General features: G+C 35.3%; 14 protein-coding genes. 9 read left to right on the top strand and 5 right to left on the bottom strand.

The features are described from left to right. Nucleotides 1-70 precede the first annotated feature (70 nt). The gene (locus R3X28_RS05080; protein WP_317662919.1) at nucleotides 71-319 is read right to left on the bottom strand and encodes a hypothetical protein; all 249 of its coding nucleotides are present in this window, start codon (nucleotides 317-319) and stop codon (nucleotides 71-73) included. Nucleotides 320-881: 562 nt separating this feature from the next. On the opposite strand from R3X28_RS05080, the gene R3X28_RS05075 reads away from it, so the two are divergent. Continuing rightward, on the top strand, nucleotides 882-1,085 hold the full coding sequence (locus R3X28_RS05075; protein WP_317662917.1) for a hypothetical protein: 204 nt from the start codon (nucleotides 882-884) through the stop codon (nucleotides 1,083-1,085). A 64-nt stretch (nucleotides 1,086-1,149) separates the two neighbouring features. Here the strand turns inward: R3X28_RS05075 and R3X28_RS05070 are convergent, their stop codons facing one another. The 3 genes from R3X28_RS05070 to R3X28_RS05060 are packed head-to-tail and all read right to left on the bottom strand — an operon-like array spanning nucleotide 1,150 to nucleotide 2,585. Continuing rightward, entirely contained in the window at nucleotides 1,150-1,695 is a 546-nt protein-coding gene (locus tag R3X28_RS05070; RefSeq protein WP_317662915.1) for a hypothetical protein, read from the bottom strand. 7 nt (nucleotides 1,696-1,702) lie between these two features. Continuing rightward, nucleotides 1,703-1,951 (bottom strand): DUF6140 family protein, encoded by a 249-nt coding sequence (locus R3X28_RS05065; RefSeq protein WP_317662913.1) that lies wholly within the window; start codon nucleotides 1,949-1,951, stop codon nucleotides 1,703-1,705. Between the two features lie 40 nt (nucleotides 1,952-1,991). Continuing rightward, nucleotides 1,992-2,585, bottom strand: a complete 594-nt coding sequence (locus tag R3X28_RS05060) for a recombinase family protein (protein WP_317662911.1) — start codon at nucleotides 2,583-2,585, stop codon at nucleotides 1,992-1,994. 398 nt (nucleotides 2,586-2,983) lie between these two features. Here R3X28_RS05060 and R3X28_RS05055 point away from each other — a divergent pair, with 398 nt between their 5' ends. Genes R3X28_RS05055 through R3X28_RS05045 form a run of 3 tightly spaced genes read left to right on the top strand, consistent with a single transcriptional unit; the run spans nucleotide 2,984 to nucleotide 4,492 of the window. Beyond that, nucleotides 2,984-3,535, top strand: coding sequence for a hypothetical protein (locus tag R3X28_RS05055; protein ID WP_317662909.1), 552 nt, complete (start codon nucleotides 2,984-2,986; stop codon nucleotides 3,533-3,535). Nucleotides 3,536-3,554: 19 nt separating this feature from the next. Beyond that, a complete protein-coding gene (locus R3X28_RS05050; RefSeq protein WP_317662908.1) occupies nucleotides 3,555-4,031 on the top strand; it encodes a helix-turn-helix transcriptional regulator in 477 nt (158 codons plus the stop codon). Beyond that, a complete protein-coding gene (locus R3X28_RS05045; RefSeq protein ID WP_317662906.1) occupies nucleotides 4,031-4,492 on the top strand; it encodes a hypothetical protein in 462 nt (153 codons plus the stop codon). Before R3X28_RS05050 ends, R3X28_RS05045 begins: the two co-directional genes overlap by 1 nt. 150 nt (nucleotides 4,493-4,642) lie before the next feature. Here the strand turns inward: R3X28_RS05045 and R3X28_RS05040 are convergent, their stop codons facing one another. After that, entirely contained in the window at nucleotides 4,643-4,780 is a 138-nt protein-coding gene (locus R3X28_RS05040; RefSeq protein WP_317662904.1) for a hypothetical protein, read from the bottom strand. A gap of 691 nt (nucleotides 4,781-5,471) precedes the next feature. On the opposite strand from R3X28_RS05040, the gene R3X28_RS05035 reads away from it, so the two are divergent. The 5 genes from R3X28_RS05035 (at nucleotide 5,472) to R3X28_RS05015 (ending at nucleotide 15,183) form a co-directional block, all read left to right on the top strand. Further along, nucleotides 5,472-5,672 (top strand): helix-turn-helix transcriptional regulator, encoded by a 201-nt coding sequence (locus R3X28_RS05035; RefSeq protein WP_317662902.1) that lies wholly within the window; start codon nucleotides 5,472-5,474, stop codon nucleotides 5,670-5,672. Between the two features lie 3 nt (nucleotides 5,673-5,675). Further along, complete coding sequence (locus R3X28_RS05030) at nucleotides 5,676-7,271, top strand: class I SAM-dependent DNA methyltransferase (protein ID WP_317662900.1); 1,596 nt, start codon at nucleotides 5,676-5,678, stop codon at nucleotides 7,269-7,271. Next, complete coding sequence (locus R3X28_RS05025) at nucleotides 7,258-8,394, top strand: restriction endonuclease subunit S (protein ID WP_317662898.1); 1,137 nt, start codon at nucleotides 7,258-7,260, stop codon at nucleotides 8,392-8,394. Before R3X28_RS05030 ends, R3X28_RS05025 begins: the two co-directional genes overlap by 14 nt. 4 nt (nucleotides 8,395-8,398) lie before the next feature. Further along, nucleotides 8,399-11,734 carry a sacsin N-terminal ATP-binding-like domain-containing protein gene (locus tag R3X28_RS05020; RefSeq protein WP_317662896.1) on the top strand — a complete coding sequence of 1,112 codons (3,336 nt, stop codon included), beginning with the start codon at nucleotides 8,399-8,401 and terminating at the stop codon, nucleotides 11,732-11,734. A 116-nt stretch (nucleotides 11,735-11,850) separates the two neighbouring features. Further along, the gene (locus tag R3X28_RS05015) at nucleotides 11,851-15,183 is read left to right on the top strand and encodes an HsdR family type I site-specific deoxyribonuclease (RefSeq protein WP_317662894.1); all 3,333 of its coding nucleotides are present in this window, start codon (nucleotides 11,851-11,853) and stop codon (nucleotides 15,181-15,183) included. Nucleotides 15,184-15,816 lie beyond the last annotated feature (633 nt).

Below are 15,816 nucleotides of genomic sequence, written 5' to 3'. Positions count from 1 at the left end.
CCCGAGTTATTATCATTCTAGGCCCATCGATTCAAAATTAGATTCTTTGGACTTTTCCATTGTTTTTTTCTTAATCCAAACTGTTGTTTATATCTATACTACCAGCGTACCTATCCAATAATTTGCCAGTTTTAAAATGATTCTTACCAATGATCTTGTCCGTCCTGCAGTGAAGTTCAACCTCCACAAAGAAATCATAGAGGGCATATAAAGCATACTTCTTGTCAGCTTCTATATGGTGGGTAAGGAAAGTACCGTTCTCCCAAAGGTCGCTCCATTGCTCGGTATCGGATAACATCATGTACTCATATAATCCCATGAGTCAAATTTAATGATATTCCAAATTATCATAATTGAATGTGTTACACTTTCTAAAGGTACCCTGGGCAAGATCCAGGGATAAATTGGTTTTTTGGGGGCACCCCCCTTGTTTGATTACGAAAACCCCTCCAAATAAAATGCCTTACTTCTTCAAAATAAAAAACTTTGACGATATTAGAATTGACTTTACCCCTACCTCATTTTACGACTCAACTCTTTTAAATGTTATATAGATACCAAAAAGAAAAGATAATCGATTATTTGTCACACGCATGACCTTATTTTGGATTCTATAGATAAACAACCTGGACAGGAAAACAAGTATTGTTGTTTTCTATTCTCAGAGTTGAATTAATTTTCAACTTAAGTTGCGGTCACATTGCTGATGATATCATTCTTTGTGTTTGGTATAAGACTAAATTATGATTGAATGAATGAATAGGCTTTAGAATTAAAGTACGGTGGCCCAATACAGCCCCGTAGGATAGTTGATATAATGTAGTTAAGGACATATGGGTTGGTCAACTCAAAGTATCAGAGAAATTTTATACTTTGGTAGTATGGTATCTTTAGAAGACCTGATCAACCAAAATATTAAAAGGGAACAATTAACGGAGCGGATTGAGTTCTGTCAGCAGCATTTCGATGAATGTATCTCGAATGATTCCCCTCTGGCCGCTAAATACAAAGCTAAAGGAATGCTTGAGGCGGCTAAGGAAGCATTAATATCATATGACAAGTACTGGGGAATCACAACCCTTTAAAGCTGTTTATTCAATTAATATCTAGTCATTGATAAGACAAATGTTCATACCCCTGTCGTATAGATTAATTAATCTCTTTCCAACCTTGTTGCTTATAGATAAACCCTTCCCATGAAAATTGATTTTCGTAACCAAATATCAACAGGAAATTCTCTAAGTCGGAGTTAGTCTTAGAATTTCTATTTCCTTTGATTATTTCATGAAGTGAATTCAATGTTCCTATTGGTGTATCAGAAGGAGGGTAAGCTACCAACACTCTAAGATCACAATTTGTAATCAAAAGATGAGAGACTTCTTGGTAAAGCTTATTGTTGAAACTATTCTCATGTTCAAACGCTATTCGTATGTCCCTGAACCAGAAATTACCTTCTGCTAGATGAGGAACTAAATCTTCTTGCTTATAGAATACCGTATCTATAGAATAATAGTCCTGCTCATAGGTTTTTAAATCCATTTTATGACCGATTTGACTTATAATTGAGTTATCACTTCCCTTAATATAATATGTGAATTCGGTTGGATTTCTCCAAAGACCAAGTAATTCAGCCTTATTTTCAGTAACAGTATCTATCCATAACCTATAAAAGTCCCGTGCGCTGATATTTTCCATTTTTAGTTTAATTTATTTTTGTCACCTCCCAATAAGTTGACGAAATTAAATTTTTAAAGTCTATTCCATATTTATTATATAAGGCTTGTCGCGTTGCTTCCTTCTCCTTTGATGGTCCTAAAGGATTATTATGAGAAACTATTTCAACACTCATTCCCTTCTCCATTCTCTTACCGCCCCAACTTCCAGTCTTCTTTGCTGTAATTTTATATAATCCCATGATTTTTATTTCAAATCTATCAAATATAATTTTCATTCGTTTACGGCTTTCCGTAATTGACTTAAAATTTATTCTATTATACAGATTCTTTCTTTAGAGTGAATTTTACCTTCTGGACCGTTCCCAAGGAGACGTCGCAAAGCTTAGCGGTATTTCTTAAGCTCTGACCTTCCTTTAGTCGTTTGATTACTGTGGGATACTTGGCCAGAATTTGCTCCCTGGATTCCTTTGAGCCCCTAACCCTGCCTTTGTACTTCCCTTTGGCCTTCGCTATATCGATGCCCTCCCGCTGGCGTTCCAACATCGTATTACGTTCCATTTCGGCAATGTTGGCCAGTACCGACACAATCAACTTAAAGGCTGGGTTGGGTTTTCCGTCAACCAATGATTCAATGCCCAGGTTCTCTACCTTTAGTTTAATCCCATGATCATCAAAGTGCTGGAGTGTCATTAATATATCCAGGAGGTTTCGTCCCAGTCGATCTATTGCATGTACCGATACATAGTTTAGATCCATATCTTTTAAAAGCCTTTGCCCTTCTGCCCGTTCATTGAAGGGTATGGAGCCACTACATATATCTATGAAGAGCTTTTCCCCTGTGTGTTGCTTTATAAGCTGTCTTTCCAATTTCTGGTCTGGTGTGGATATTCTTATGTATCGTGCTTTCATAAAAGAAAGATCCGAAGAATATTCAAGTGGATCAAATTTAGGGAGGGTATAATTGATACATTTCGATCAACTGCAAATAGCTTGGATCAACTACCTAAATCTGTACCACAGTTAGAGCATGGTCTATTTTTGCAATAAATGCTTACAAACGTATTTTACATGTATTATAGTTTGATATATGTCTGACCCTCAATAAAGATGGAATACCCATATTACCTGTAAATAAGAAATATGCGTACCTTAGTAATCATATACAATTGTTGGCAACAAGCTACGAACCCAATGACTATTATGAACATAAATGTTAATATCTTGTTGCTTACTTTGCAAGTAAAGTCCATACTATTTCCTGAAAATCAGTTAAATTTGTCAAAAAAATAAACCTACAGGTTGATTTAATGAAAATAATTAATACATTTGCAATAGTAAAAGACAGTTTATATTCAGTTCAATATGATACTGAATTGTTAAATGAATTTGCAAAATGTTTTGAATTATGGAACGATCCAATCTATTTAAGAGAGTTTTTTGAAGAGCATAAGGAAGATCTAAACAACAAGTTCTGGAATGGCATAACTATTGAAGAAGCTATTATTAAAACAAAGGAAGACGCTAGACTTTTCGAAGAAGAATTATTATACATAGCAGAAACTGGAAAAACTGAACGACTTGAAACATTATCTGCATTATTTGAACCCTTATCAGAAGGAGTTATTGAGGAAAATCTTGAAAAAGACAAAGCCAAAGGAATAAAACGACCTAGTTGGCTTCGGATTTACGCAATAAGAATTGAAGCCAATCTATTTGTTGTTTGTGGTGGTGCAATCAAACTTACACGTACAATGAATGAAAGAGACCATTTAATTTTGGAATTAGACAAACTAGAATTCACACGCAAATATCTACAAGATGAAGATGGTGAAAATTTAGAATTTGTCGAATTAAATTAAAACAACCTAATAAATACCAATGAGTATTAACAACATAAAAAACAGACTTAAAGAATCTTCCAAACAAGACAATACTTGGATTGAAAGAGCAAAATATCGCAAAGAAAATAAAGCTTGGCTTGATATTTCTTTTGGTATTGCTGTAAAAATAATGTCTACTCTTAAAGCAAACAAAACTGCTAATATCTTTCCTAAAACTCAAAAAGAATTAGCAAAAGCCATGCTTTGCTCACCACAATATGTTAATAAACTATTGAAAGGTACTGAAAACCTTCAATTGGAAACTATTACTAATCTTGAGCAAATCTTAAATATAAGCTTAATTCAAGTACCTGAATTTCAAACAACAATTCAAGTTCAAGTTGAGAAATATATCAAGTATATTAAATCTGATGAATTAGTGAACGTTGAGAGTAGTCTTTCAAGTTATGAATCACTTTTTGGAGCATTTTCTTACGAAAATGAACCTGACTGCCTTCTCAAATTAGTTGCATAATGGCTGAAGAAAAAAATAAAATTGGATTTGCATTAAAAAAAATAACAACTGAACAGTTTGCTATTATTGAATCAGCCTACAAAGAAGGAGGTTTAGTAGATTTAAAAGCTGGATTAAGGTTTGGAATTAATTTTGAAAACAATATTATCTCTGTAGTTTTTTCTACAAATCTTATTCAAGAAAAGTCCCCTTTTTTAATAATAGAGGTTGGTTGTCATTTCAATATAACTACAGAAGCTTGGTCAAGTTTCTACAATGAATCTAAAACTGAATTAATAGTTCCTAAAGGATTTATAGGTCATTTAGTTATGTTAACCATAGGTACTACAAGAGGAGTTCTACACAGCAAAACAGAGAATACACCATTTAATAGTTTTTTACTTCCAACATTAAACGTTAATGAATTGGTCAAAAAGGATGTTATTTTTAAAGTCGAATTAGACAAAAAAGAATCTAAATAAAATACAAAAGCCAATTGCCAATCGAGTGGATGGCTCCGCCATCAAATGACGGAGTGCACCCCTCACACCACCGTACGTACGGGTCTCGTATACGGCGGTTCGTAAATCATCATACCAAGGCTCTTTTGACCCTTGGCACTATCTTCTAATTTAGGCATAGGCTACAACATGTGCTCCTATGCGAATTTTGAAGAGAATTACGTTCGGTCCTTCCTTACTCGTGAAACCTCTAGGGTTCTGCCCTAGCTCATTGCCCGTAAGTACTATGACCTCTGCTGACTTCTCCATGTAGCTACACGTAACTTTGGAGACCTCCCCAGGTAAGAACATCTTCTTTCGCTCTATCCCTGCCGTATCTACATATCTACCCTTTTGGTGTTCTTAGGGCGTTACAATGATGTGCTTGCTTACCCAAGTAAATATGCCTCTGTAAACGGTTCCTGTTCGTCAGTACCGAGTTTTGTAGTCCCGCTTTCTTCAGATGTAACCTCACGGTTAGCAACCTGCAGCTTACTAATGGTTCAAGGTGTTACCCCTGCCCATAAGGGACTTGAACCCTCTAGATTAATTAACTACTTTTCTGTAATTAAAAAGATGCCCATGCTGGGCACACACGCAACCTATAAACACTACGGGCTTAGGCTTTAAACTCTTAAGTCTGTGTATATTTATAATGTCGCTAAATCTTTGGGATTTCGCTTTGACACAAAAAAAGAAAAAACAAAACCAAAAGATTTCGCTATGTGCGTGGCGGAAAGCAAACGCTAATTTGCTCCCGTACTGTTCCTAGCTCAACCGTTAGCCACAAGCTCTGAAAAGCCAACGCACGTTCAAGCACATTTCCTGCTCCTTACCTCCGCAGCAAAAGAGCTTTCTCTTCCCCATCACTAGTCTATTAAATATTTCAAACGTTTTATATCACGAAATACGATGTATCTTATCTAAATTATTAAATTAGTTCTTAAAATTCTGAAACGAGATGAACAAAATAAAAGAAGTACTTGAAGACAAAGGAATCAAACAGACTTGGTTGGCTGAAAAACTTGGGAAAAGCTACAATATGGTCAATGGTTATGTACAGAATAGACAGCAACCAAGACTAGAGGTTTTGTATCAAATTGCAGAAATATTGGACGTTGACATTGCCGAGCTTCTAGTTTCAACTACAAATAAGAAATAATATATGGCTAAAAAAAAGCAAAAAACAACAGATACACTAAACCTAGAATCAATCTTACTTAATTGCAGAGAGTATTTACGAAGTAATGCATCACTAAACGATAAAAGAGACTTGCTATTAACGCTAGTTTTTATGCGTTTCATTGGTGAGAAGTTTGAAAATACACAGAAAGACATGAGGCAAGAATGTCTCGATAATGGTATTACAGACGAAGAAACAATAAAGTCTTTCCTTGACAGCCCAAGCAGATATAAAGGGATTGCATTTGTTCCTGAAGCTGCGCGTTGGTCTACGATTATGGAAAAGTCTGGGACTAAGTTAAATGCTGCACTGGATGATGCTATTCAAGAACTTGAAAATAGTGGTGATGAGTTAAAAGGCTGTATTCGTATAGGTTTGTTTACTTCAATCAATCTTGAAGCTAATGTGATTAAAAAGATTGTAGACGAAGTAAATAAAATCTCTCACAAGACTTTTGGTAAGGAGAAAGATTTAATTGGTCGTGTATATGAATATTTCCTAAAATCGTTTGCAGTAAATGCAACCAAAGAAGAGGGCGAATTTTACACGCCACACGATATTGTTGAGCTGATAGCTGCTTTTATTGAGCCTTATGATGGAACACTTTACGACCCTTGTTGCGGTTCAGGTGGTATGTTTATTCAGTGTGCAAAGTATGTAGAAGCTAAACAAGGCAATATAGAAAAGGTAAATGTGTATGGGCAAGAACGAGACCCAGCAACTTATCGTCTTGCAAAAATGAACCTAGCTATGCGTGGTATCTCACATCATCTTGGTGAGCAAAATGCCGATACATTATCTAACGACCTACATAAAGGGTTAAGTTTTGATTTTATTATGGCAAATCCGCCATTTAACCTAAAAAAATGGTACAACCCAAATTTAAGTAACGATAGTCGTTGGGCAGACTATGCCACACCACCTGCAGGCAATGCAAACTATGCTTGGATATTGCATATGCTGTCTAAATTAAATGCAGGCAAAGGTATAGCAGGTTTCCTACTTGCTAATGGTGCTTTAGGTGATGATGATGCTATTGCGATTCGTCAAAAACTCATTGAAAATGACAAAATTGAAGCTATTGTGGTATTACCTCGAGAACTTTTCTATACTACCGATATATCTGTAACGCTTTGGATATTAAACGAAAATAAAAAAGGTGGTACTTGGCACGACCGTAAACAGCGTAATAGAGAAAATGAGATTCTATTAATGGATTTACGCTCGTGGACTGAAAACCCAATAAAAAAAGAACAGAAAAAGAAGATAGAACTGAAAGCCGACCAAATTAAACGAGCTGCCAACATATATTTTAACTGGCAGAGTGAGGGCACTAACGGTACAAACTATGCCGAACCAGAACTATACCGTTCTGTTGGGCTAAAAGAATTAACCGAAAAGGGCTACTCACTTGTACCAAGCCGATATATTGAATTTGTTGACCGTGATTCTAAAATCAACTATCACAAAGTACTCACCGAAACAGCAACAACAGTTTCTACTCTATTAAATCGTCAAGAAAAGAATGATAAAACACTACGTAATGCACTAAAACAGTTAGGCTATGAGTGTGAATAAAGTACAGACTAAAATGGTTAGACTTGGAGATTACATAGAGGTTTACGACTTAAAGAATATTAACACTCTAGACTTACCATTTTTCGGCATAAATAAGGACAAAGCCTTTATGCCGACAGTCGCAAACACAACAGGTCTAGATAAATCTAAATATAAAATTGTTGAAAAAGAAGTTTTCGTATTTAGTGGTATGCAAACAGGTCGTGATGTTTGTATTCGTTTAGCTCTGTATGAAAAAGATGATTCTATATTAATATCACCAGCATATACTACATTCATCGTAAAAGACAAATCAGTATTATTACCACAATATCTATTCATTCAGTTTAATCGTTTTCAAATGGATAGGTATGGATGGTTTCTTAGTGACGGAAGTGTTCGGTCTAACCTTGATTGGAATATATTTTGTGACATTCAAATCCCGCTACCCGACATCAACACACAACAAGAATTAGTCAATACTTACAATGGACTAAAAGCATTAGCAGAGCAGAACGAAAATTTAATACAACCACTTACTCAAGCTTGTCAAGCTTATATTATTAACTGCAAAAAGAAATACCCAGAAGTGGTACTTGGAAAGTATATAGAACAGACAGAAAATCGAAATTCGGAATTACTTTATGGTGTTAATGATGTTGTTGGTATGACTATAACAAAACAGATTATACCAACAAAAGCAGATGTTAGGAATACAGATTTATCAAAATTCTTAATTGTTACACCTCGTGAATTTGTTTACAATCCTAGGACTCACGGCAAAAAAATTGGTTTGGGATTTAACAATGAAGAGAAAACAGTAATGATAAGTTGGAACAACATCTCTTTCAAAGTACAAGATGCAAAACTTGATGTATCTATTATGCCTGAATATTTATATCTGCTTTTTTGCAGAGAGGAATGGGATAGAGAAGCTTGCTTTCGTTCTTTAGGAAGTTCAACAGAGGTGTTTTCTTGGACTGAAATGTGTGGAATGAAAATTCCGTTACCACCACCTGAAGAACAACAAGCCATAGTTAATCTATACAACTGTGCCGAAGAGGCTAAGAAAATAGCAACTGAAGCTCGTGAAAAAATGAAAACACTTTGCCCTGCATTGGTGCAAAAAGCTATAAACGGATAGAGATATGTCACAAGAAGAAGCTATATTAGAAGAAACACACCAAACTACGGCATCATTAGAAGAAGCTATTAAAAAAGAGGCTGATGATCAGTTGGCGGAAACAATGTGGGGCAAACCTGCTAACGATATAATTACAGGCATTGCCAACAATAGTAGTGTACCTTCCAATCGCGCCATTTGGGAATTGGTACAAAATGCTCGTGATGTATCAAAAGTAGAAGAGCGTGCAAAGGTACTTTTTATTCGCAGGCCCAACGAATTTGTTTTCAAACACAACGGCCAACCATTTGACAGAAAATCAATACAATCTTTGATATTGCAAACCAGTAGCAAAGTGCGTAATGACATAGTGCAGGTTGGCCAATATGGAACAGGATTTTTAACTACACACAAATTTGGGTTGCAGTTTCACCTACAAAGTTCATTAGATTTAAAGCAAGGCAACTATTTTTATAACTTCGGTGGTGAAAAAGAATTTCTTATCGATCGTAGTTCTAAGGATAAAATTGTACTTAGTAAGGCTATTAAAGAGGCCATAGATATTTCGCAAAAGTGGGGTACTGATGGAAGTTGTTGGAGTTCAACACCTTTGAACAATACTGTATTTACCTATAAACACAATCATCAAATAGAAAAAGATAATGTTACTGAGGCTTTTAAAAAATCTGTGGCGTTAGTCCCTTCTGTTTTATCACTTAATCCACTAATACAGAGTATTACATTTGCCGATGAGGTGGACCATATCACAGATATATATGAGCATATTTCTACTATTCATCAAGCTGATTTTGGCAATACGCAAATGGAGAAGGTTACTATCCATCGAAATTGTAATGGAACAGAATCTACTATTCAATTTTTGCTATTAAAGAGTAAAAGTCAATTAACAGAAAACACCCTTGAGAGTGAAGTTACTGTTATTCTCCCTTGCGTCTCTATTGATGGCACGGAAAACGTTATTCCGCTCTCCGATGATAAGCCACAACTATATCTATATCTTCCACTTTTAGGAACAGAAAACTGGGGTTGGAACTTTATTGTACACGCTCCTTCATTTACCTGCGATAAAGATACTCGTGACTCTTTATTATTTGTAGGTAACGGACAGAATAATGATGACCAAGCCGAAAATAACAAGCAATTAATTCAATTGGCAGGTGGACTTATAAAGGAGTTTATAACACACCAACTCACTAATTATACTGATAGAAAACATTTCGGGCGTGTAAATTTTTTAGCCGATGGAAGCGAGAAGTTGAAAGCGTATTACACCCAACTACAAACTGAGTGGGTGACCTATTTCGAAAGCCAACCATTGGTAAAAAAAGGAGATGAGTATATATCAGTCAGCGCTATCAAGGTATTAGATAAAGAGCTTTACGAAGCCTGTGAAAAAGATTCAGAACTATTGGATGCTCTTTACACATTGCTTTCAAAAGAGAAACATAACATAACATTACCAGAACAATCGGATTTGATTTATTGGAGCCGCTGTACAGATGAATGGTACAGAGGTAATGATAATCCTTATGTGCTTACTTTATCACAAATTTGCCATATAGTAGAAAATACTACCATCAAAGATGAAGATATAGTATGGCTATTGAAACTATGTTCGTATCTGAAAGCTCATCCTCATTCTGATATTGACTTGAAAAAGTTGGTGCCAAACGAACAGTTAAAATTATCGCAAGCAGAGTTGGTAAAGCCAACAGATTTTAACTCAACCTATCGAACAGCACTGCAAACGCTTGTACCACAAGAGGTGGAGAAATTTATACACAATAGTTTCTATTTAGTTTTAGACGATGCCAAGAAATATGGTTTTGAAGATGCAAAAAATGCAATTACCGTCTATCTTACAAGCTTAGATAGCAAAAATGTAGCACTTAAAAATGTCATTTTAGCTAACGCAAGTTGGCATAAAAAGGATTATGAAAATGTCTATCTTAATCCAGCACAAATTAAAGCTATATTGGATATTTATAAAATGTTGTTGCCTTTAGATGGTGATGGGTTTACGACAAAAACATTCAACTTGCTGTCACAGTTTTATGAATATACACCTTCGGTTAATGAGCGTTTAGATAAAGAACTGTTTGATATTCGCACCTGTTATACGGCACTTTTAAATGATGCCTTGTATAAATTTACACTACTGGAAGATAAGAGTTCCTGGAGTACTTGGAATTTACAAATGGTGAAAGTATTATATGATTTCAAAGAAGCAAACAGCTTTTTGCGTAATTATTTGATATATCCCAATCAAATGGGCAAGCATTGTTATGCAAGTGAGTTAAAGAGAGAAAGGACAATGCCCTTGCGCTTGAAAGAACTCTATAATACTATTTGTCGTGGTGTAACAGATGAAGATAAATCAAAAAGCATTTGTCACGAATTAGTGGCAAAGGAATATGAGAACTTTTTTGTTGAGACAGGAGAACTTTATGGCTCAGTCTTGGCAGGTGAAATTCAACTTCCTTTTGCTCAGAATGAAGTGCGTACTATTGGGAATCATCCTCATCAGAAACTTATTATTGAGATAATTGAGCTACTAAACGATAAGAACGAAGGATCAATTTGGCGTACGTTATTTGACACAATAAATAGTATTAAAGCACAACTGATGCTCAGTGTTATCAATAGCCCACAAAAACGCGAGAGTATTTTTCAAATAATGAAAGTGCAAGATGAAAAAAAATTGAATGCTATTGCAGAGCTGAGTAAATTAGAAAATTTTGAACGCATTATCGAATTGGGTAAAATGGAACTTGATAATGAAATTCAAGAAAAAAATGATTTTGCGTTTAAGAAGCAGTTAGGTTTATATGTTGAAGATTTTCTATTATTACAACTACAAGAGATTTTAACCAAAAAGTCTCTAAAAGTAAGAGTGGCAGATATTCAAGGTGGGCAAGATTTAATTGTTTCCCTAAATGACCAACCTATTTACTATATAGAAGTTAAATCACGATGGCATAAAGATAGAAGTGTATTGATGAGTACTTTGCAACACACAACCTCTTATGAACAAAAAGATAATTATGCGCTTTGTGCTGTTGATATGTCTGATTATGATCGGGAGTTAGCCAAGCAACATCAATATCCAACGGATATACAACAAATTCTAAAACGAATAAAAGTCTTAGGAAATATTGGTATTCTCAATGAACGACTAAAAGATGCAGTAGAAGATAAGGGCAATGAAAAGGTGCATATTGCAGGAGGATATCAGGTGTTGATACCCCAAAAAATTATAGGAGATCACGGAGTAAATTTTGAAAAGTTTGTTGACACCCTTAAACAATACATAAACTCAAAAATTCAAACTCTAAGTTAACCATACTATGAATAAAAAGGAGCAACATTTATTGATTATGTCACCTTAGAAATTACACCTATAACAGATTTGCAATAATATTGAAAATAGAAAACGAACAACAAGTCATATCAAACATGATGAAAGGAAAGTTTTACGAAAGCGACTACGAAGAGGCTCTTATTGATTTACTTGAGCAGCAAGGTTGGACCTATACTTATGGTGGCAATATCGCTCGCAATAATAGAGAAGTTTTACTAAGCAATGATTTAAGCACTTATTTCAAAGAACGTTACGATGATTTAACTGATTCGGATATTGAAGAGATTACAAACCACTTGCGTTTCACCAGTGGGCAAACACATTTTGAGTTGCTTCGTAATACATTTCATCTTATCCGTGATGGTTATCGTTATACACGTAAAAGTGATGGTAAAATTTTCGATATTGAATATCTAGATTTTGAGTTCGGTAACACAAATAATATTTACAGTTGTGTCAATCAATTTGAAGTTGGTTATGGGTTAAAAGCCGATATTCGTATTCCAGATGTTTTACTTTTTATAAATGGTATCCCTCTTTGCATCTTTGAGCTAAAAAATCCTACCGATGCCAATGCAACTATTGCCAGTGCTTATGAACAAATACATAACCGATACAAAAGAGATATTCCGCACCTATTGCGTTACTGCCCACTATCGTGCATAAGTGATGCAACATTGAACAATACCAAGTTAGGAACTACTTGCACACCATATAATCACTATTATGCTTGGAAAAAAGTAAATAATGAAGATGAATCAGCTAAAAAAGGTATAGACCAAATAAAAACCATAGTAGCTGGTGTGTATGAACCTAATCGGTTTTTAGAGATTATTCGTGACTACGTTTACTTTCCCGACAAGAAATCAGATAAAGAAGAAGAGATAGTTTGTCGTTATCCTCAGTTTTTTGCCACTCGACTGTTAACAGAAAGTGTACTAAAAGCACATTCAGCCGATAGTCGTAAAGGTGGTACATACTTTGGTGCAACAGGTTGTGGTAAAACTTATACAATGATGTTTTTGGCTCGTCAGTTATCCTTGCGGTGCAGTGAACTTGGGTCACCCACTATTGTAATGATTGTGGATAGAGACGACCTACAAACACAAGCAGGAAAATTATTCCTTCGCTCAGAAGAGTTTTTATCCTTGGGAGCAGCCAAAATAATAGCTGATAGACAAGACCTTAAAACAGAAATGTCCATTAGAAAATCTGGTGGTTTCTTTATCTGTACAATTCAAAAGTTTTGTGAAGAGATAGGTGAATTGAATACTCGTAAAAACATTATTTGCTTTTCCGATGAGGCTCATCGTACACAAGTAAAATTGAATAAGCAACTAAAAATAAAGGATAAAAAACCAGAAACTAAAACAAAAAATTCTTCAGAAAATTTATCAAAAATCATAGATGAAAAGGAGACACCTCTAGGAGCATTTGTAACCAAACCCTATGCGGAGCATCTACGCATTGCATTCCCTAACGCCACATTTGTGGGCTTTACAGGTACACCAATAGAAGAAACGATACAAGTTTTTGGTGAAGTGGTGGATAGCTATACAATGCAACAATCGGTAGATGATGAAATTACGGTTGGATTAAAATATATTCCTCGCATAGCAAATGTTACCCTAGATAGTCAAAAAGCAAAAGAAATAGACGCTTATTACAAACAGTGTGCTGATGAAGGTGCTACCGAAGACGATGTTGCAGCTAGTAAAAAGGCAATGAGTGCTATGGAGGTAATTCTTGGTGATGACGAACGTTTAGAGCGTTTAGCTAAAGATATTACAACACATTACACCAATGCTTGCGAAAACAAAGTGGATGTCGTGCAAAAAGCAATGATTGTATGTAGTAAACGGAAAATTGCCTACCGTTTAATACAAAAGTTTAGAGCACAAAATCCTGAATGGTTTCAAGAGAAGAAATCACCAGACGATAGCAAGTTAACAAAGGAAGAACTTAAGAAACTTCCAAAAATGCCAACCATTGCAATGGTTGCTACTCGTGGTCCAAATGACTCAGCGGATATGTATAAATACATCGGTGATAAAGCTAGAATTAAAAAGCTAGATGACGCCTTTAAAATGGAGCATTCAAACTTCCGTATTGTTATAGTTGTAGATATGTGGATTACTGGATTTGACGTTCCTAGTTTAACATACCTATATAATGATAAGCCACTTCAAAAACAGACGCTTATTCAAACCATTAGTCGTGTAAACCGTAAATACATAGGCAAAGAGTTTGGATATGTCATTGACTACATTGGTATTCGTGAAAATATGATGAAGGCAATGCGTAGGTTTGGAGGTGATTCATTTGGTCCGAGTGAAGATGATGTACAACAAGCTTTGGAAGCTCTAATTATTGAGTTGAAAATAATTAGTGAAGTGTTTACTGATTTTGACATAACGCCATTTACGGATTCAAAAACAACACCATTGGAGCGATTGGAATGCTTATCTTCAGCAGCAGACTACATAATCACACTTACTGAACAACTAAATCTTAGCAACGAAAAAGATAAACCAAAAACAGTTAGCGTAAAGACGTTTTTTATGGCTCATATAAGACGATTAAGGACAGCTTATGATATTTGCCAACCATCAAATGTGCTTACAGGCGAACAACTTTCCTTATCCCAGTGTTTTATGGCTGTAGCTTCTTATATCAGAAAGACATCAGGGGATAAACACGATGCCGAAAGTATGAACCGTGTGGTTGAAAGAATGGTTGCAGAAGCCTTAAAATGTAACTCAGTCGTAGATATTCTAGATACTGATGTTGAAGAGAATATATTTAGTCCTGAGTTTGTGGAGCAGTTAGACAATATAAAACTTCCAGCTACCAAACTCGAAGTGTTAATTAAAATGCTTCGCAAGTCAATACAAGAATACAAAGACACGAATAAAATAGCAGCAGAAAAATATGAGGAGTTACTAAACAAAACACTTGATGAATACCACAATAGAAGAGCAAGTTTATCTTCCGAGGAAGCCACCTCTACGCAGTCCGAAGCTGTAGATTCTATTATCAGAAATGCTACTCAACAGGCATTAGATTTAATGTCGAAATTAGGAGAGGATAAAGATAGCTTTAGAAAATTAGGTTTAACTTTTGAGGAAAAAGCATTTTACGATATTCTTATGCACCTACGAGACAAATATAACTTTGAGTTTGGAAAGGATAAAAAAGTGGGTAACCTAATTATAAACGATAAATGTAAACTCTTGGCACAGAAAATTAAAGAGTTAATTGATATGCAATCTTCGTTTACTGATTGGCTAAACAATAGTAATGTGAGAGCAGACTTGAATCAAAAAATATTCTTCTGTCTACATAAAAATGGCTACCCACCCCAACATAACGATGAGGTGTTCGACCAAGTAATGGAACAGGTTGAAAATTTTAAACATAAAAATTAATTACTAATAGAATAAGACAACGCAAGTTCAAGCACATTTAAAGTTTGCTCGAACCTCTCTAATTTTAAAAGAGCTTAAACGCCATCGCTAGTAAATTTGCGGAATAAAGCCAGTGGCCAACAAAAAACCGAGCTAAAAAACAAACAAATTCTTCCCTAATCTGATACATTTATATTCCAGGCCCATAGGTTCAAAAAAATATACAAACAGGCTTGCTTCATTAAAAAAACACACCCAATATTATGCAATTTTTATGCATTTTCAATAACAAATAGCTTAAATGCCCATATTTTAATAATATTAACTATCTGCCTTCTAAGCAGACGGTCGAAGGTTCGAATCCTTCCGCGATCACAACACTCAGAAAACCATGCTCACAAGGGCATGGTTCTTTGTTTTTGGAAAAAACAAAACGAAGTTTTAGGTTTTGGAAAAAACAATGGACTAGGGCGACAGCCCATGGTTTTCTATTTGCATCATTGATAAAAAAGGAACACCGGAGGTAATCCTTCCGCGATCACAACACTCTCAAAACCACGCTATTTGGCATGGTTCTTTGTTTTATGGAAAGTCCGAACGCAGTTCGAGGACTTGGAATAAAATAAAGAAACGACAGCAACAGCTGTTTGGTTT

It is taken from the genome of Maribacter sp. TH_r10 (genome assembly GCF_033101095.1).
Lineage (GTDB): Bacteria > Bacteroidota > Bacteroidia > Flavobacteriales > Flavobacteriaceae > Maribacter_A > Maribacter_A luteus.
Note: the sequence above shows the minus strand (reverse complement) of the source record. Positions and strands in the feature narration are given on the sequence as shown.

What these genes read in the sequence shown, in the direction of transcription:
- R3X28_RS05080 (WP_317662919.1), bottom strand. Translation starts at nt 319, where the DNA reads ATGGGATTATATGAGTACATGATGTTATCCGATACCGAGCAATGGAGC.
- R3X28_RS05075 (WP_317662917.1), top strand. Translation starts at nt 882, where the DNA reads ATGGTATCTTTAGAAGACCTGATCAACCAAAATATTAAAAGGGAACAA.
- R3X28_RS05070 (WP_317662915.1), bottom strand. Translation starts at nt 1,695, where the DNA reads ATGGAAAATATCAGCGCACGGGACTTTTATAGGTTATGGATAGATACT.
- R3X28_RS05065 (WP_317662913.1), bottom strand. Translation starts at nt 1,951, where the DNA reads ATGAAAATTATATTTGATAGATTTGAAATAAAAATCATGGGATTATAT.
- R3X28_RS05060 (WP_317662911.1), bottom strand. Translation starts at nt 2,585, where the DNA reads ATGAAAGCACGATACATAAGAATATCCACACCAGACCAGAAATTGGAA.
- R3X28_RS05055 (WP_317662909.1), top strand. Translation starts at nt 2,984, where the DNA reads ATGAAAATAATTAATACATTTGCAATAGTAAAAGACAGTTTATATTCA.
- R3X28_RS05050 (WP_317662908.1), top strand. Translation starts at nt 3,555, where the DNA reads ATGAGTATTAACAACATAAAAAACAGACTTAAAGAATCTTCCAAACAA.
- R3X28_RS05045 (WP_317662906.1), top strand. Translation starts at nt 4,031, where the DNA reads ATGGCTGAAGAAAAAAATAAAATTGGATTTGCATTAAAAAAAATAACA.
- R3X28_RS05040 (WP_317662904.1), bottom strand. Translation starts at nt 4,780, where the DNA reads ATGGAGAAGTCAGCAGAGGTCATAGTACTTACGGGCAATGAGCTAGGG.
- R3X28_RS05035 (WP_317662902.1), top strand. Translation starts at nt 5,472, where the DNA reads ATGAACAAAATAAAAGAAGTACTTGAAGACAAAGGAATCAAACAGACT.
- R3X28_RS05030 (WP_317662900.1), top strand. Translation starts at nt 5,676, where the DNA reads ATGGCTAAAAAAAAGCAAAAAACAACAGATACACTAAACCTAGAATCA.
- R3X28_RS05025 (WP_317662898.1), top strand. Translation starts at nt 7,258, where the DNA reads ATGAGTGTGAATAAAGTACAGACTAAAATGGTTAGACTTGGAGATTAC.
- R3X28_RS05020 (WP_317662896.1), top strand. Translation starts at nt 8,399, where the DNA reads ATGTCACAAGAAGAAGCTATATTAGAAGAAACACACCAAACTACGGCA.
- R3X28_RS05015 (WP_317662894.1), top strand. Translation starts at nt 11,851, where the DNA reads ATGATGAAAGGAAAGTTTTACGAAAGCGACTACGAAGAGGCTCTTATT.